Raw genomic sequence first — 17073 nt, 5'->3', positions numbered from 1 at the left:
CGCCCCGCGGCTCTGCGGTGCGGCGGTTGTGGAACGCGGGGCAGTCGCGCGGCGGTCGCTCGGCGTGGTGCCTCGGGGCGGTCGTTCAGCGCGTTGTCGTCGCGGGGCGGTCGCACAGCGCAGCCGGCCCCGGGGAACGGTGGCTCAGCACGTTGTTGCCGCGGGGCGGTCGTACAGCGCCGCCGGCCCCGGGGCGCGGTGGATCTGCGCAGCCGGTTCCGCGTCGAGGCCACGCGAGCGCTCCCTCCACAGATGCGGCGCACGACGGCGACGGCCCCTCCCCGACCCGGGAAGAGGCCGTCGCCGTCCGTCCGCGCCGCGCGGGCGGCGCCGGGGCTACGCCGGGACCAGGTAGAGCACGCCCAGCGGGGGCACGCGCACCGTCGCGGAGAACGCCCGACCGTGGTGCGGCTCCGGCCGCGCCTGGACCTGGCCGAGGTTCCCCACGCCGGAGCCGCCGTACTCCTCGGCGTCCGTGTTGAGCGCCTCGACCCAGGTGCCGCCCTGCGGCAGCGCGAGCCGGTAGTCCTCGTGCGGCACGCCGGAGAAGTTCACGACGACCGCCACGACGTTACCGCGGTCGTCCCGGCGCAGGTACGCGAGGACGTTCCGGTCCGCGTCGTTGGCGTCGATCCACTCGAACCCCTGGGGGGAGTGGTCGAGCGCCCACAGCGCGGAGTGCGAGCGGTAGAACCGGTTGAGGTCCCGCACGGCCGACTGGACGCCGCGGTGCGGCGCGTGGTCGAGCAGGTACCAGTCGAGGGACCGGGACTCGGCCCACTCGGTGCCCTGGGCGAACTCGGTGCCCATGAAGACGAGCTGCTTGCCGGGGTGCGACCACTGGTACGCGAGCAGGGCCCGGACGCCGGCGCGCTGCTGCCAGTCGTCACCGGGCATCTTGCGCATGATCGAGCCCTTGCCGTGCACGACCTCGTCGTGGCTGAGCGGCAGGACGAACTGCTCGGAGAACGCGTACACGAGCGAGAACGTCGCCTCGTGGTGGTGGTAGCGGCGGTTGATCGGCGACTCCGCGAGGTAGCGGAGCGTGTCGTTCATCCAGCCCATGTTCCACTTGAGCCCGAACCCGAGCCCGCCGGCGCTGGTGGGCTGGGTGACGCCGGGCCACGCGGTGGACTCCTCGGCGATCATCATGACCCCGGGCGTGCGGCGGTAGGCCGTGGCGTTCGCCTCCTGCAGGAACGCGATCGCCTCGAGGTTCTCGCGTCCGCCGTGCACGTTCGGCGTCCACTGGCCGGGCTCGCGGGAGTAGTCGAGGTAGAGCATCGAGGCGACGGCGTCGACGCGCAGGCCGTCGGCGTGGAACTCCTCGAGCCAGTACGTGGCGTTGGCGACGAGGAAGTTCTTCACCTCGTTGCGGCCGAAGTTGAACACGTAGGTGCCCCAGTCGAGCTGCTCGCCGCGCTGCGGGTCCGGGTGCTCGTACAGGGGGGTGCCGTCGAACCGGGCCAGCGCCCACTCGTCCTTGGGGAAGTGCGCGGGCACCCAGTCGAGCAGCACGCCGATGCCGGCGCGGTGCAGGGTGTCGACCAGGTGCCGGAAGTCGTCGGGGTGGCCGAACCGCGAGGTCGGCGCGTAGTACGACGACACCTGGTAGCCCCAGGAGCCGCCGAACGGGTGCTCGGACACGGGCAGCAGCTCGACGTGCGTGAAGCCCATCTCGAGCACGTACGCCGTGAGCTGCTCCGCGAGCTCGCGGTACGACAGGCCCTGCCGCCAGGAGCCCAGGTGCACCTCGTAGATGCTCATGGGGCCGGAGTGCGGGTCGTGCGAGCGGCGGTGGTCGATCCACTCCTGGTCGTTCCAGGTGAACTCGGACTCGACGACGACGGACGCGGTGGCCGGCGGGACCTCGGTGCCCTTGGCGAGCGGGTCGGCCTTCTGCCGCCAGGAGCCGTCTGCGCCGACGATCTCGAACTTGTACCGGGTGCCGGCGCCGACGCCCGGGACGAACAGCTCCCAGACGCCGGAGTCGCCCAGCGAGCGCATCGCGTGCTGGGCGCCCTGCCAGTGGTTGAAGTCGCCGACGACCCGGACGGCGCGCGCGTTCGGCGCCCACACCGCGAACGCGGTGCCGGTGACGTCGCCGAGGGCGCCGGGGTAGCGGTGCACGTTGGCGCCGAGCACGGTCCACAGCTGCTCGTGCCGGCCCTCGCGGATGAGGTGCCGGTCGAGCTCCTGGACGGTCGGGAGGTAGCGGTACGGGTCGTCGACGCGCTGCGTCTCGCCGCCGTAGGTGACCTCCAGGCGGTAGTCGACCACCTGGGCCTCCGGGAGCACGGCGACCCAGATGCCGTCCTGCTCGTGCTCGGCGGGCGTGCTGCCGGCGGCGGTGACCACGACGACGGCGTCGGCGAGCGGGCGCAGGGTCCGCACGACGAGGCCGTTCGGGGCTAGGTGCGCGCCGAGCACGGAGTGCGGGTCGTGGTGGAGACCCGACGCCACGGCGCGGAGCGTGTCGTGGTCGACGGTCACGGGCGACGTCTCGGCCGGGCGGTTCATGTCCCCACCCAACCACCAGATGGGCGTTCGCGCAGCCAGGAGACGCGCCACGGGGGCGGGCCGCCGGGACGCGTCCCGCGGGGCCTGCCGCCGTCCCGGAGGCACGGGCGCGCGCGTGCGTCCCCCGAGTACGTCAGCCCCGCCGGACCGACCCGCCCGCGGCGGCCCACCACAGGTCCGCCAGCGCCCGGTGCCCGGCGGCCGTGGGGTGCACGCCGTCAGCCGCCAGCGCGCGGGCGCCGTGCGCCGCGGCCAGCGCCGCGAGGTGGGTGCCCGCGGGCACGAGGACGGCGCCGTGCTCGGCGGCGAGCCGGTGCACGGCGGCCACCTTGGCGCCGAGGTCCTCGTCCCACCAGCGCTCCTGCTCGGCGGTCACCGGCAGCACGAACGGCTCGACCAGCACCAGCCGCCGGACGCCGGCCGCCAGGGCGCTGCCGAGCAGTGCGCGGTAGGTGGTCTCGAACGCCTCGGCGGGCGTCGCGCGGCCGCGGTCGTACCGGCGCCAGGTGTCGTTGATGCCGACCAGCACGGAGAGCACGTCGGGCCGCTCGGCGAGGACGTCGGCGTCCCACCGCGCCGCCAGGTCGACCGCGCGGTCGCCGCCGACGCCGCGGTTGGTGACCCGGCACCCGCTCAGCGGCCCCTCGGCGAGCAGCCGGACGTAGCCGTCGCCCAGGGCCTCGGGGTCGGCCCGGCGGCCGCAGTCGGTGACCGAGTCGCCGACCAGCAGCACGTGGGTCGGCGCGGGGCCGCCGGAGTGGGGCTCGCCGGGGTCGGGGGCGCCGGGCTCGCCGGCCGGGGTCGCGGGGCTCACGCCGGGCAGTCTGCCACCCGGCCACCGCCGCCGGGGCGGGTCCGGCGTCAGCCGATCAGCCGCTGCACCCCCGCCAGCGGGATCGCGAGCCAGTCGGGCCGGTTCCGCGCCTCGTAGACGGCCTCGTACAGCGCCTTGTCGAGCTCGAGGACGCGGAGCAGGTGCGCGCGGGTCGCGGGGTCGACGTCGCCCGACTCGGACGCGTAGCCCGCGAGGAACGACGCGCGCGCCACCTCGGTCCAGGCGGCCGGCGCGTCACCCACGGCGGCGGCGTAGTCGAACGACCGCAGCATGCCGGCGGCGTCGCGGAGCGCGAGGTCGGGGCGGGTGCGCTGCGCGACCGGCAGCAGCGGCTCGCCCTCGAAGTCGAGCACGTACCAGGTGTCGTCGCCGCGGAGCACCTGGCCCAGGTGCAGGTCGCCGTGCACGCGCTGGCGGTGCGGCACGTCGCCGAGGAGCCGCGTGCGCTCGGCGAGCGCCGCCACCGGGTCGGCGAACCCGGCGAGCTCGGGGACGGTCTCGCTGGCCCAGGCGAACCGCGCGGCGAGCGCGTCGGCGACCCGGGCGGCGGCGGGGGACAGGCCGGCCTCGGGCTCGGCGGCGTGCCGCCCGGGCGAGCCCTCGCCCACCTCCGGCGCCCCGTCCGTCGCGCCCTCCGCGGGCACGACGTCGTCCGGCAGCGCCTTCGCGAGCGCCCGGTGCATCTGCCCGATGACCTCGCCGAGGTCCTCGGCCAGCTCCCCGAACGACTCGCCGCGCCGCGCGAAGTCGCAGGCCAGCTCGAACCCGTCGTGCGCGCCGGGGACGAAGGCGCTGAGCACCCCGAGGTGCCCGTGCGCGGTGCCGTCGCCCTCGGGCCACTCGGCGCCGAGCCAGGCGAGCGGGCGCGGCACGTGCGACCAGCCCACCTCGGCCAGCGCGCGCGGGACGTCGACGTCGGGGTTGTCGCCCTCGGTCAGGCCGCGGAACACCTTGAGCATGGCGGTGCTGCCGTCGGGGCCGGCGCCGGGCAGGATCACCGAGGTGTTCGACTGCTCGCCGGCGATCACCTTCGGGGTGCCGAGCGCGTCGGCGGGGACGGGTGCGGCGCCCTCGGCGCGGTCCGCCGACGCGAGCCACGCGCGCTCGAACTCCGGCCGGCCCGCGCCGTCGGCGACGACCGTGCCGTCGGGCAGCCGCCCGACCAGCGCCGGGTCGCCGTCCGCGAGCTCGACCCCGAGCACGACCGGCACCTGCAGCACCGCGCCGGTGCCGCCGCCCTCGGCGCGCAGGAGCAGCAGCCGCACGTCGGCGGCGCCCTCCGGGTCCTCGAGGGTGAGCCCGCCGATCGCGGTGACCCGCGCGTCGACCCCCTTGATCGGGAACCAGCGCCGGCCCGGGAGCCAGGGTGCCAGCAGCGCCGCCAGCGCGTCGTCGCGGTCCTCGTGGGCCACCCGTCGATCGGTCATGCCGTCGTCACCGCCAGCCAGTAGAAGTCGCGCGAGCCGAGCGTGAACGTCGCGGTGCCGTCGGCGCCGACGTCCGGGAACTTCGCGCCGCCGAACACGTCCTGCAGGGTCGCCCCGGCGAGCTCCGGCGGCAGCCGCAGCGTCGACGCGCGCGCCGTGGAGGCGAGGTTCGCGACGCACAGCAGCGTCTCGCCCGCGTCGCGGCGGAGGAACGACAGCACCGCGTCGTTGTCCCCGCGCACGACCTCGAACGTCCCGCGGCCGAGCGCCGGGTGCTGCCGGCGGACCATGAGCATGCCGCGCACCCAGTGCAGCAGCGACGTCGACTGCGCGAGCTGCGCCTCGACGTTCACGTTGTTGTAGTGGTGCACGAGCGACTGGATCACCGGCAGGTAGAGCTTGCCGGGGTCCGACGTCGAGAACCCGGAGTTCCGGTCGGGCGTCCACTGCATCGGGGTGCGCACCGCGTCGCGGTCGGCGAGCCAGATGTTGTCGCCCATGCCGATCTCGTCGCCGTAGTACAGGCACGGCGACCCGGGCAGGGACAGCAGCAGCGCGTGCGCGAGCTCGATCTCCTTGCGGGAGTCGTCGAGCAGCGGGGCGAGCCGGCGCCTGATGCCGATGTTGGCGCGCATCCGGGAGTCCGGCGCGTACCAGCCGTACATGGACGCGCGCTCCTCGGTGGACACCATCTCGAGCGTGAGCTCGTCGTGGTTCCGCAGGAACGTGCTCCACTGGCCCCCGCCGGGGATCTCCGGGGTGTCCGCGAGGATGTCGACGATCGACGTGGCCCGCTGGTCGCGCAGCGAGTAGTAGATCCGCGGCATCACCGGGAAGTGGAAGCACATGTGGCACTCCGGCTCCTCCTCGGTGCCGAAGTAGTGCACGACGTCCTCGGGCCACTGGTTCGCCTCGGCGAGCATGATCCGGCCCGGGAACTCCCGGTCGATCATGGCGCGCAGGTCCCGCAGGAACCGGTGGGTCTCCGGGAGGTTCTCGCAGTTGGTCCCGTCCCGCTCGTACAGGTAGGGGACGGCGTCCAGCCGGAACCCGTCGACGCCGACGCGCAGCCAGAACCGCGCGACGTCGAACATCGCCTCGACGACCCGCGGGTTGTCGAAGTTGAGGTCGGGCTGGTGGCTGAAGAACCGGTGCCAGAAGTACTGCCGGCGCACGGGGTCGAACGTCCAGTTGGACGTCTCCGTGTCGACGAAGATGATGCGCGCGTCCTGGTACTGCGTGTTGTCGTCCGACCACACGTAGAAGTCGCCGTACGGGCCCTCGGGGTCCGAGCGGGAGGCCTGGAACCACGGGTGCTGGTCCGAGGAGTGGTTCATCACCAGGTCGACGACGACGCGCATCCCGCGCTCGTGCGCCGCGGCGACGAGGTCGGTGAAGTCCTCCATCGTCCCGTACTGCGCGGCCACCGCGGTGTAGTCGGACACGTCGTACCCGCCGTCGCGCAGCGGCGACGGGTAGAACGGCGGCAGCCACAGGCAGTCGACGCCGAGCCACTGCAGGTAGTCGAGCCGCGCGGTCAGGCCGCGCAGGTCGCCGCTGCCGGACCCGTCCGAGTCGGAGAACGACCGGATCATCACCTCGTAGAAGACCGCGGTGCGGTACCACTCCGGGTCGTCGCTCAGCCCGCCGCGCTCGGTGCCCGGCACCGGCGGCTGCCGGCGCGCGGGCAGGGCGGTCGTGGCGATCGCGCCCGTGGGCGGCGCGGCCGCGTGCGGTGCGGCGGCGCCGTGCGGGACGTGCCCGCCCGCGCCCGTCACCGTCGGGACGACCCCCGTCGCGGGCGGCGTCGTGCCGCCCGGCGTCCCCGCGGGCATCATGCCCGCTCCACCCGGATCACGTGCGCCACCCGGCTGTACGGGTCGAGCCGCACCCACGGGCGGGCGTCCCAGGCGTAGACCTCCTGGGACAGCACGTCGTGGGCGACGAAGCGGGCGTCCGGCTCGAGCCCGAGGGCCGCCAGGTCCAGGTCCACGACGCCGTCGTGCGCCGACCGCGGGTCCAGGTTGACCACGACCAGCACGGTGTCGTCCGCGCCGGTCGGGGACAGGTGCGCCGGCAGGTGCCGGGAGAACGCGACCAGCGAGGGGTCGGACGTCGGGTGGACCGTGAGGTTGCGGAGCTGGCGCAGCGCGGGGTGCGCGCGCCGGATCTCGTTCAGCGAGCGCAGCAGCCGGGCGATGCCGAGCGGCTCCGCCGCGGCCCAGTCGCGCGGCTTGAACTCGTACTTCTCGTTGTCGATCTGCTCCTCGACGCCCGGCCGCGGCACGTCCTCGACGAGCTCGTAGCCGGAGTAGATGCCCCAGGTCGGCGACCCGAGCGCCGCGAGCACCGCCCGCACCGCGAACCCGGCGGTCCCGCCGGTCTGCATGTACGGCGTGAGGATGTCGTGGGTGGTCGGCCAGAACGACGGCCGCATCCAGGAGCCCTGCTCGCCGGACACCTCCGCGAGGTACTCGGCGACCTCCTCCTTGGTGTTCCGCCAGGTGAAGTAGGTGTACGACTGGTGGAAGCCGACCCGCGCCAGGTTGAGCATCATCGCCGGGCGGGTGAACGCCTCGGACAGGAACACGACCTCGGGGTGCGCGGCACGGACGTCCGCGAGCAGCCACTGCCAGAAGGACAGCGGCTTGGTGTGCGGGTTGTCGACACGGAACGCGGTGACGCCGTGGTCGATCCAGACCTGCAGGACGCGGCGGATCTCCCGCGCGATGCCCTCCGGGTCGTTGTCGAAGTTCAGCGGGTAGATGTCCTGGTACTTCTTCGGCGGGTTCTCCGCGTACGCGATCGTGCCGTCGAGCCGGGTGGTGAACCACTCCGGGTGCTCGGCGACCCACGGGTGGTCGGGGGAGCACTGCAGCGCGAGGTCGAGCGCCACCTCGAGGCCCTGCTCGCGCGCCGCGGCGACGAACGCGTCGAAGTCCTCGAACGTGCCGAGCGACGGGTCGATCGCGTCGTGCCCGCCGTCGGCCGAGCCGATCGCGTACGGCGACCCCGGGTCGCCCGGCTTGGCGTCGAGCGTGTTGTTGCGGCCCTTGCGGTGCGTGGTGCCGATCGGGTGGATCGGCGTCAGGTAGACGACGTCGAAGCCGAGGCCGGCGATCCGCGGCAGGTCCTCGGCGGCGGTGCGCAGGGTGCCGGTGGACCAGGTGCCGGTGGCGTCGTCGTAGGTGGCGCCGATCGACCGCGGGAAGATCTCGTACCAGGAGCCGGCCAGCGCCAGCGGGCGGTCGACGACCAGCGGGTAGGTGGGCGACGGGCTGACGAGCTCGCGCACCGGGTGGGCCGCGAGCGCGGCGCGCACCTCGGCGGACAGCCCGGCGGCGAGCCGGGCCTCGGCCGGGCGGCTGTCGTCGCGGAGCGCGGTCGCGGCGTCGCGCAGCAGGCGCGCGTCGGCCTCGGGGATCGCGGCACCGGCGTCGTCCGCCGTGCGGTCGGCGGCGCGGGTCAGCAGCCGGGCGCCCTCCTCGAGGACGAGCTCGACGTCCACGCCCGCGCCGACCTTGAGCGGGGCGTCGTGCGCCCAGGTGCCGAACGGGTCGGACCAGCCCTCGACCCGGAAGCCCCACGCGCCGGGCTCGTCGGGCACCAGGTGCGCCTCGTACCGGTCCAGGCCGGGGGCGATGTCGACCATCGTGGCCCGCGCGCGGTCGGTGCCGTCGGGGCCGACGAGGACGGCGGTGGCGGCGCAGGCGTCGTGGCCCTCGCGGAACACCGTCGCCCGGACCGGGACGGCCTCGCCGACCGCGGCCTTGGCGGGCCAGCGCCCGGCCTCGGCGACGGGGGAGACGTCCACGACCGGGATGCGGCCGATGGGCGCGCGGGCCGGGCGGGCGGCCTCGGCGGCGGCCTCCGCGGTGGCGACCGCCTTCGCGGGGCTCGCGGCCTTGCGGGCGCGACGCGTCGGCGGCGCCGGCTCGGGCGCGGCCGGCGGCTCGGACGCGGTCTGCGGGGCGGGCTCGGGGACCGGCGCGGAGGTGGTCGGGACCGGCACGTCCGCGGCGGCGGACGTCGATCGCGACGGCCGGGCGGGACGGGACGCGGGCTGGCGCGGCGAGGGTGTCGACGTCACGGGACCGAACCTATCCACTGGGGCCGGGGCGGGCATCCGGACGGGCGGCCGGGTGGGTGCTCCGCCGGGCAGTAGGACCCAGGTGCTGGTCGCGCCGCCCTTCCGGTGCCTAGGCTCGGTCGGGTGAGAGCCATCCGCCGATTCACCGTCCGCACCTCGCTCCCCGCCGGGCTCGCCGACCTGGACGAGCTCGCCCACAACCTCCGCTGGTCCTGGCACGCGCCGACCCGCGACCTGTTCGCCCGCATCGACCCCGCGCTGTGGGACGAGGTGCACGGCGACCCCGTCGCGCTGCTCGGCGCCCTGCGCCCCGAGCGGCTGGCCGAGCTGGCCGCCGACCCCGACGTGGTCGCCGCGGTGCGCGCCGCGACGGCCGACCTGCACGAGTACCTCGAGGCGCCGCGCTGGTACCAGCAGCGGCAGGCGTCCGACCCGTCGCTGCCTGCCGCGATCGGCTACTTCTCGCCCGAGTTCGGCATCACCGCCGTGCTCCCGCAGTACTCCGGCGGCCTCGGCATCCTGGCGGGCGACCACCTCAAGAGCGCGTCCGACCTCGGCGTGCCGGTGATCGGCGTCGGCCTGCTGTACGGGGCCGGCTACTTCAAGCAGTCGCTCACCCGGGACGGCTGGCAGCAGGAGACGTACCCGCTGCTCGACCCGGACGGCATGCCGCTCACCCTGCTCCGCGAGCAGGACGGGACGCCCGCGGTGGTGTCGATCGCGCTGCCCGGCGACCGCACGCTGCACGCGCACGTGTGGACCGCGACGGTCGGCCGGGTGCCGCTGCTGCTGCTCGACTCCGACGTGCCCGAGAACGACGAGGCCGCCCGCAAGGTCACCGACCGGCTGTACGGCGGCGGCGGCGAGCACCGGCTGCAGCAGGAGCTGCTGCTCGGCGTCGGCGGCGTGCGCGCGCTGCGCGTGTGGTCCCGACTGACCGGTGCGCCGGAGCCGGAGGTCTACCACACCAACGAGGGCCACGCCGGGTTCCTCGGGGTCGAGCGGATCCGCGAGCTCGTCGCGGGCGCCGGCCTCGGGTTCGACGAGGCGCTGGAGGCCGTGCGCGCGGCGACGGTGTTCACCACGCACACGCCGGTGCCGGCCGGCATCGACCGGTTCGAGACGGCTCTGGTGCAGCAGTACTTCGGCGGCCCGAACGCGTCGCCGGGCGTGCCGGTCGAGCGGGTGCTCGCGCTGGGCGCCGAGGACTACCCGGGCGGCGACCCGACGGTGTTCAACATGGCCGTCATGGGCCTGCGGCTCGGCGGGCGCGCCAACGGCGTCTCGCTGCTGCACGGCGAGGTGTCCCGCGGCATGTTCAACGGGCTGTGGCCGGGCTTCGACGACGTCGAGGTGCCGATCACCTCGGTGACCAACGGCGTGCACGCGCCGACGTGGGTCGACCGGCGGCTGTCCGACCTGGCCTCGGAGCGGCTGTCCGGCGAGGAGGTCGCCGCGGGCGTCGGCTGGCTGCGCCCGGACGCGATCACGGACGAGGAGCTGTGGGGCCTGCGCCGGACGCTGCGCGCGCAGCTCGTCGCGGACGCCCGGCGCCGGGTGCGGCACTCCTGGGCGCAGCGCGGGGCCAGCCCGGCCGAGCTCGGCTGGGTGGACGAGGTGCTGTCGCCGGACGTGCTGACGATCGGGTTCGCGCGCCGGGTGCCGACGTACAAGCGGCTCACGCTCATGCTGCGCGACCCCGAGCGGCTGCGCGCCCTGCTCACCCACCCCGAGCGCCCGGTGCAGCTGGTCATCGCCGGCAAGTCGCACCCCGCCGACGACCAGGGCAAGCGGCTCATCCAGCAGCTCGTCCGGTTCGCTGACGACGCCGGGGTCCGGCACCGCATCGTGTTCCTGCCGAACTACGACATCGCGATGGCCCAGACCCTCTACCCGGGCTGCGACGTCTGGCTGAACAACCCGCTGCGCCCGCTCGAGGCGTGCGGCACGTCCGGCATGAAGGCCGCGCTCAACGGCGGCCTCAACCTGTCCATCCTCGACGGGTGGTGGGACGAGTGGTTCGACGGCGAGAACGGCTGGGCCATCCCCACCGCCGACGGCGTCGAGGACCCCGACCGGCGCGACGACCTCGAGGCCGCCGCGCTGTACGAGCTGATCGAGCACCAGGTGGCGCCGCGGTTCTACGACCGCGACGAGCGCGGGCTGCCCGGCCGGTGGCTGGAGATGGTCCGGCACACGCTGGCCACGCTCGGCCCCAAGGTGCAGGCCACCCGCATGGTCGTCGACTACGTCGAGCGGCTGTACGCGCCGGCCGCCGTCGCGGGCCGGGCGCTCGCGGGGGAGTCGGGCTTCGCCGGCGCGCGCGAGCTCGCCGCCTGGAAGGGCCGCGTCCGCACCGGCTGGCAGCACGTCCGCGTGGACCACGTCGAGTCCGGCGGGGTCGGCGAGGTGCCGCAGGTCGGGGACCAGCTGCACGTCAAGGCCTACGTGGCGCTGGGCGACCTCAAGCCGGAGGACGTCGAGGTGCAGGTCGTGCACGGGAAGGTCTCCGAGTCCGACGAGCTGCACGGCTTCGCGGTCGACCCGCTGGCGCTCGCGGACACCTACGAGGGCGGCCGGTACGCGTTCGCGGGCGACCTGGTGCTCGACGCGTCGGGGCCGTTCGGCTACAGCGTGCGCGTGGTCCCGCGGCACGAGGGCCTCGCGTCGGTCGCCGAGGTCGGCCTGGTGGCGAACGCGGGCTGACGCCGCGCGCGGCGCGAGCCCCCGCCCGGGCCGGTCCCGGGCGGGGGCTCGCGCGCGTCCGCGGGCCGCACCGGCTCGCCGAGATAGGGCCGTCGCGTCGAGGTAGGGCCGTGGACGGCCCTACTTCGGGTGGGAGGCCCGATCTCGGCGGACGTGCTGCTGCGCCCTCGCGGCGTCAGGCCGTGTAGACGCGCAGGCTCAGGGGCTCCAGGGCCGCGCGGGTGCCCGCGTCGTGGTGCAGGCCGCCGTTGAGCTCCGCCGTCACCGCGTCGTCCGGGTGCTCCCACGTCGAGTCCCAGGCGAGCCGCCACGTCGTCGGGCGGTCGTCGGCCAGCACGACGTCGACCGGGTCGAGCGACCCGTTCACCACGAGCAGCACCGCGTCGTCGCCGACGGACCGCAGCATCTGCAGCGTGCGCAGATCGGCGTCGTGCCAGCGCTCGTGGGTGAACGCGGAGCCGGCGGGGTCGAACCAGGTGAGGTCGGGGCGCTCGCCGGGCCCGGCCCGCCCGGTGAAGAACCGGGGGCTGCGCAGCGCCGGGTGCGCCCGTCGCAGCGCGGTCAGGTGCCGGGCCGTCGCCAGCAGGTCCCGGCGCCACGGCGCGAGGTCCCAGGACACCCAGGACAGCGGGGAGTCCTGGCAGTACGCGTTGTTGTTGCCGCGCTGCGTGCGCCCGAGCTCGTCGCCGGCGGTGATCATCGGCGTTCCCGCCGCGAGCAGCAGCGTGGCGAGCAGGTTCCGGATCGAGCGCCGGCGCAGCGGGACGATGTCGGCGGCCACCGAGTCGGCGGCCACGTGCCCCTCGACGCCGTGGTTCCACGACCGGTTGTCGTCCGAGCCGTCGCGGTTCTGCTCGCCGTTCGCCTCGTTGTGCTTGTGGTCGTAGGCGACCAGGTCGGCGAGCGTGAACCCGTCGTGCGCGGTGACGTAGTTGACCGACGCGCGCGAGCCGCGGGTCAGGGGCGGGTCGGACCGGCCGAACAGGTCGACCGAGCCGGACAGCCGGGTCGCGAGGTCGCGGACCCGGTGCTCGGGCAGGCCGTGCGCGGCGCGCGCCGGGTCGGCGAGCCAGAACGAGCGCACGGAGTTGCGGAACCGGTCGTTCCACTCGGCGAACGGCGGCGGGAACTGCCCGGTCCGCCAGCCGCCCGGCCCGACGTCCCACGGTTCGGCGACCAGCTTGAGCCCGTGCAGCGCGGGGTCGGCGGCGGCCGCGACGAGGAACGGGTGGTCCGGGTCGAAGCCGCCGTGCCCGCGCGCGAGGGTGACGGCCAGGTCGAACCGGAAGCCGTCGACGCCGACCTCCTCGGCCCAGTACCGCAGCGAGTCCAGGGCCAGCCGCACGACCTCGGGCCGCCGGAAGTCGAGCGTGTTGCCGGTGCCGGTCACGTCGGCCAGCGCCGCGGGGTGCGCCCCGTCGTGCAGGTAGTACACGGCCGAGTCGAGCCCGCGCCAGGACAGGTGCTGCCCGGCGAGCCCGCCCTCGCAGGTGTGGTTGTAGACGACGTCGAGCAGCACCTCGATGCCCGCCTCGTGCAGGGCGTGCACGGCGGTGCGCAGCTCGTCGAGCACGGCGGCCGGGCCGGCGGCGCGCGCGGCGGCGGTGGCGTACGGGGCGTGCGGCGCGAAGAACCCGAGCGTGCTGTAGCCCCAGTAGTTCGTCAGCCCCTTGTCGACCAGGTGCGGTTCGGACGAGAACGCGTGCACCGGCAGCAGCTCCAGGGCGGTGACGCCGAGCGAGCGCAGGTGGTCCACCACCACCGGGTGGCCCAGCGCTGCGTAGGTGCCGCGCAGGTGCGGCGGCAGGTCCGGGTGCCGGACGGTCAGGCCCTTGACGTGCGCCTCGTAGACGACGGTGTCGGTCCACGGCGTGTGCGGGCGGTTCGCCGCCGGGTCGACCGCCTCGCCCGCGCCGCGGCGGCCGGGGCGGCGGTCGAGCACGACGCCGTGCGGCACGTGCGCGACCGAGTCGCGCGGGTCCGGGTCGCCCGACGGGTCGCCGCGCAGCGCGTCGTCCACGACGTGGCCGTAGGTCGCCGGGCCGTGGTCGACCTCGCCGACCAGGCCGCGGGCGTACGGGTCGACCAGCAGCTTGGCCGGGTTGTACCGCAGGCCGGCGCCGGGGTCCCACGGGCCGTGCGCGCGCAGGCCGTACCGCTGGCCGGCGCGCACGCCCGGGACGCGCGCGGTGAAGACGCCCAGGTCGGGGCCGTCGAGGCGCACGCGGCGCTCGGCCCAGCCGGTCGGGGAGCCCGGGTCGGGGTCGAGCAGGCACAGGTCGACGGCGTCGGCGTGCGGGGCGAGCACGCCCACCTCCACGCCGTCGTCCGTGGCGTGCACGCCGAGGCGGGGCGGCGGGCCGGCCGGGGTGCGGCCCGCGGGGGTCGGGTCGGCGGAGGTCACGGCCCCCATCGTGGCACTGCCCGGGGGGTGCGGGCGGCTGCGACCTGCGGATCCGGCGGCGGCGGGTCGCACGGCCGGCGCGGCGCGGGGAGCCCGCCCAGGGTCCCGTGCGCCCGGTCCCGCGGGGCGGGTAACGTTCCCGAGGTGAGAATCGTGGTGTGCGTGAAGCACGTGCCCGACATCCAGTCCGAGCGGTCGCTGGGGCCCGACGGGCGCCTCGTGCGCGACGGCGGGGACGGCACCATCAACGAGCTCGACGAGAACGCCGTCGAGGCCGCGGTGGTGCTGGCCGAGCAGGCCCGGGGCGCGGGCGAGGAGGCCGAGGTCGTCGTCGTGACGGTCGGCCCGGACGACGCCGAGGACGCGGTGCGCCGCGGCCTGCAGCTCGGGGCCGACGCCGCGGTGCACGTGCTCGACGACGCGATCGCCGGCTCGGACGTGTTCGGCACCGCCGCCGTGCTCGCCGCAGTGCTGCGCCGGCTCGGGGAGCAGGCGCCGGTCGACCTGGTGGTGACCGGCATGGCCGGCCTCGACGGGCTGACCTCGCTGCTGCCCGCGGCGCTCGCGGCGACCCTCGACCTGCCGCAGCTGACGCTCGCCGCCGAGGTCACGCTCGCGGACGGCGCCGTCACGGTCCGCCGCGACCTCGACCACGCGGTCGAGGAGCTCACCGCGCCGCTGCCCGCGCTGGTGTCGGTCACCGACCGCGCGAACCAGCCGCGGTACCCGAACTTCCAGGGGATCATGGCCGCCCGCAAGAAGCCGGTGGAGTCGCTGACGCTCGCGGACCTCGGCGTCGACCCGTCGACCGTCGGCGCCGCGGGCGCCCGGACCGAGGTGCTGGAGGCCGCGCCCCGGCCGCCGCGCACCGACCGGGTGCTGGTCACCGACGACGGGCAGGCCGGCGCGCGGCTGGCGGCGTGGCTGCTCGAGCGCGACCTGGTCCGCACCACCCCCGCGACCGGAGAGGTCCTCTGATGGCGACCGTCCTCGTCCTGCTGGACCACGCCGAGACGGGCGCGCTGCGCGGCAACGTGCTCGAGCTCGCCACCGCGGCCCGCGACCTGGCCGACGGCGGCGAGGTGCACGGCCTGTGGGTCGGCGACGAGCCGGTCGACCCCGCGCTGCCCGTGCTCGGCCGGCACGGCGTCGCCGTCGTGCACCAGGTGTCCACCGGCGCCGTCGACGCCCGGCTGACCCCGGTGCTGGCCGAGGCGCTGGCCGACGCCGTGCGCGAGACCGGCGCGACCGTGCTGCTCGCGCTGTCGACGTTCGAGAACAAGGAGGCCGCCGCCCGCCTCGCCGTCGCGACCGGCGCGGGCGTCGTCACCGACGCCGCCGCGGTCGAGCGGGACGCCGAGGGGCGGGTCGTCGCGTCGAAGACCGTGCTCGCCGGCACCTGGACCACGCGGTGCGCCGTGCGGACCGACCTCGCGGTCGTGCTGCTCAAGGCCGGCGCGGTGGTGTCCCGGCACGTCGACGAGGAGGCGCCGCTCGCGCCCGAGCTGCGCACCCGCGCGCTCGCCGTGTCCGAGCGGGCCACCCGCGCGGTCGTGGTCCGGCGCACCCCCGCGGAGCCGTCGGACCGGCCGGACCTGTCGTCCGCGGACGTCGTCGTCGTCGGCGGCCGGGGGACCGAGGGCGACTTCGCGCCGCTCGAGGCGCTCGCGGACGAGGTCGGGGCCGCGATCGGCTCCACGCGCGTCGCCACCGACGAGGGCTGGATCGGGCACGAGACCCAGATCGGCCAGACCGGCGTGACCGTCTCGCCGCGCCTCTACATCGGCGCGGGCGTGTCCGGCGCCGTGCACCACCGCGGCGGCATGCAGGCCTCCGGGACGATCGTGGCGGTGAACGCCGACCCCGAGGCGCCGATCTTCGAGATCGCGGACTTCGGGATCGTCGGGGACCTGTTCACGGTGCTGCCGCAGGTGACGGAGGAGCTCCGCCGGCTGCGGCAGGGCTGAGGCGGGGCGGGCGGGTCCGGGCGACCGGTCCGCCCGCGGTCCGTGGGGCAGGCGCCGCGGGCCCGGGCGCCGCGGACCGGCGCGCCGGCGTCAGGCCAGCGCCCGGAGCCACTCCACGGCGTGCCGCCCCTGCGCGCCCTGGAACCGGCGCAGGTTCGGGATGCCGACCGGCGCCGGCTGCAGCGCGCCGTGCACGAAGTACCCGGCGAGGCCGGCGACGGCCGCGCGCAGCCGCTCGTGCTCGACGCCCTTCGACGCGGGCCGGTCCCAGAACAGGTCCTGCGGGTCGCCGCCGCCCTGCATCGCGACGCTGGGCAGCATGAACGCGAGGTCCAGCCACGGGGCGCCGACGCTCGCGTGCGGCCAGTCGATCAGCGCGACGCGGCCGCCCTCGTGGTCGTGGTCGACCATGACGTTGTCCGCGCGCAGGTCGCCGTGCACCAGCGCGGTGCCCGCGCACGCCTCGAGGGCGTCGTCCTCCCACGCCACCAGGCGGTCGAGGTGCGCGAGCACCCAGGCGCCGGCCTCGCCGGTGCGGGCGGCCAGCGCGGCGAGCTCGGCGCCGGAGCGCTCGGCGATCGTGCGCCAGCCCGTGAAGTCGCCGGCCAGCGTCTCGGCGGTGGGACGCAGCTCGTGGCCGGGCAGGGGCTCGGCCTCCGCCAGCGTGTCCATCGCGGCGAGCACGAGGTCGAGCTCGGCGGGGCGCCAGGGCAGCAGCGGCGGGCGACCCGGCGTCACCTCGAAGCCGAGCAGCACCCAGTCGCCGTCGTCGTCGGACCACAGCAGCGCCGGGGCGGGAACCTGCGGCGGCAGGGCGGCGGCGGCGCGCACCTCGGCGCGGGCCAGCTCGGGGGACTCGGGGTTCTGCTCCGGGGACACGGCCTTCACGAACACGCCCTGCCCGTCGGCCAGCTCGAGCACCGCCGCGAACCCGGGGCTGAACCCGGTGGTCGCGCTGGTCTCGGCCGTCACCTGGGCGCCGGCGAGCTCGGCGATGCGGGTGCGCACGGACCGCGGGAGGTCCCGCCAGTCCAGCCGCTGCCCGCTGAAGGCCAGCGGAGGCGTCGTCGCGTCGTCGGCACTCACGCGCCACATCCTGGCAGAACCGTTCGTAGACTGGTGCG

10 protein-coding genes are annotated in these 17073 nt (G+C 75.7%); 3 read left to right on the top strand and 7 right to left on the bottom strand.

From position 1 onward, the window contains the following. Positions 1-336 precede the first annotated feature (336 nt). The 5 genes from glgB to Cpa01nite_RS17345 all read right to left on the bottom strand — a co-directional run bounded on the left by glgB (position 337) and on the right by Cpa01nite_RS17345 (position 8908). Entirely contained in the window at positions 337-2520 is a 2184-nt protein-coding gene (gene glgB, locus Cpa01nite_RS17365; protein WP_203670122.1) for a 1,4-alpha-glucan branching protein GlgB, read from the bottom strand. Between the two features lie 133 nt (positions 2521-2653). Then, positions 2654-3334, bottom strand: coding sequence for an SGNH/GDSL hydrolase family protein (locus Cpa01nite_RS17360; protein WP_239068891.1), 681 nt, complete (start codon positions 3332-3334; stop codon positions 2654-2656). A 47-nt stretch (positions 3335-3381) separates the two neighbouring features. After that, positions 3382-4782: a maltokinase N-terminal cap-like domain-containing protein gene (locus Cpa01nite_RS17355; RefSeq protein ID WP_203670121.1), complete on the bottom strand. Its 1401-nt coding sequence runs from the start codon at positions 4780-4782 to the stop codon at positions 3382-3384. Continuing rightward, on the bottom strand, positions 4779-6620 hold the full coding sequence (gene treS / locus Cpa01nite_RS17350) for a maltose alpha-D-glucosyltransferase (RefSeq protein ID WP_239068890.1): 1842 nt from the start codon (positions 6618-6620) through the stop codon (positions 4779-4781). Before treS ends, Cpa01nite_RS17355 begins: the two co-directional genes overlap by 4 nt. Continuing rightward, complete coding sequence (locus Cpa01nite_RS17345; RefSeq protein ID WP_203670120.1) at positions 6617-8908, bottom strand: alpha-1,4-glucan--maltose-1-phosphate maltosyltransferase; 2292 nt, start codon at positions 8906-8908, stop codon at positions 6617-6619. The genes treS and Cpa01nite_RS17345 overlap by 4 nt, the downstream gene beginning before the upstream one ends. 87 nt (positions 8909-8995) lie before the next feature. On the opposite strand from Cpa01nite_RS17345, the gene glgP reads away from it, so the two are divergent. After that, positions 8996-11578, top strand: a complete 2583-nt coding sequence (glgP, locus tag Cpa01nite_RS17340) for an alpha-glucan family phosphorylase (RefSeq protein ID WP_203670119.1) — start codon at positions 8996-8998, stop codon at positions 11576-11578. Between the two features lie 175 nt (positions 11579-11753). Here the strand turns inward: glgP and glgX are convergent, their stop codons facing one another. Continuing rightward, on the bottom strand, positions 11754-13991 hold the full coding sequence (gene glgX, locus Cpa01nite_RS17335; RefSeq protein WP_203670118.1) for a glycogen debranching protein GlgX: 2238 nt from the start codon (positions 13989-13991) through the stop codon (positions 11754-11756). A gap of 135 nt (positions 13992-14126) precedes the next feature. Here glgX and Cpa01nite_RS17330 point away from each other — a divergent pair, with 135 nt between their 5' ends. Further along, positions 14127-14960 (top strand): electron transfer flavoprotein subunit beta/FixA family protein, encoded by an 834-nt coding sequence (locus Cpa01nite_RS17330; RefSeq protein WP_203670117.1) that lies wholly within the window; start codon positions 14127-14129, stop codon positions 14958-14960. Beyond that, a complete protein-coding gene (locus tag Cpa01nite_RS17325) occupies positions 14960-15949 on the top strand; it encodes an electron transfer flavoprotein subunit alpha/FixB family protein (RefSeq protein ID WP_203670116.1) in 990 nt (329 codons plus the stop codon). Before Cpa01nite_RS17330 ends, Cpa01nite_RS17325 begins: the two co-directional genes overlap by 1 nt. 90 nt (positions 15950-16039) lie before the next feature. Here the strand turns inward: Cpa01nite_RS17325 and Cpa01nite_RS17320 are convergent, their stop codons facing one another. After that, positions 16040-17044: a phosphotransferase family protein gene (locus tag Cpa01nite_RS17320; RefSeq protein ID WP_239068889.1), complete on the bottom strand. Its 1005-nt coding sequence runs from the start codon at positions 17042-17044 to the stop codon at positions 16040-16042. Between the last annotated feature and the right edge of the window lie 29 nt (positions 17045-17073).

The organism is Cellulomonas pakistanensis (genome assembly GCF_016862755.1).
Classification (GTDB): domain Bacteria; phylum Actinomycetota; class Actinomycetes; order Actinomycetales; family Cellulomonadaceae; genus Cellulomonas; species Cellulomonas pakistanensis.
This window is presented reverse-complemented; position numbering and strand designations above follow the sequence as displayed.

Excerpts from the sequence above, each read along its gene's own strand:
- glgB (WP_203670122.1), bottom strand. The coding sequence starts at position 2,520 with ATGAACCGCCCGGCCGAGACGTCGCCCGTGACCGTCGACCACGACACG.
- Cpa01nite_RS17355 (WP_203670121.1), bottom strand. The coding sequence starts at position 4,782 with ATGACCGATCGACGGGTGGCCCACGAGGACCGCGACGACGCGCTGGCG.
- treS (WP_239068890.1), bottom strand. The coding sequence starts at position 6,620 with ATGATGCCCGCGGGGACGCCGGGCGGCACGACGCCGCCCGCGACGGGG.
- Cpa01nite_RS17345 (WP_203670120.1), bottom strand. The coding sequence starts at position 8,908 with ATGCCCGCCCCGGCCCCAGTGGATAGGTTCGGTCCCGTGACGTCGACA.
- glgX (WP_203670118.1), bottom strand. The coding sequence starts at position 13,991 with ATGGGGGCCGTGACCTCCGCCGACCCGACCCCCGCGGGCCGCACCCCG.
- Cpa01nite_RS17325 (WP_203670116.1), top strand. The coding sequence starts at position 14,960 with ATGGCGACCGTCCTCGTCCTGCTGGACCACGCCGAGACGGGCGCGCTG.
- Cpa01nite_RS17320 (WP_239068889.1), bottom strand. The coding sequence starts at position 17,044 with ATGTGGCGCGTGAGTGCCGACGACGCGACGACGCCTCCGCTGGCCTTC.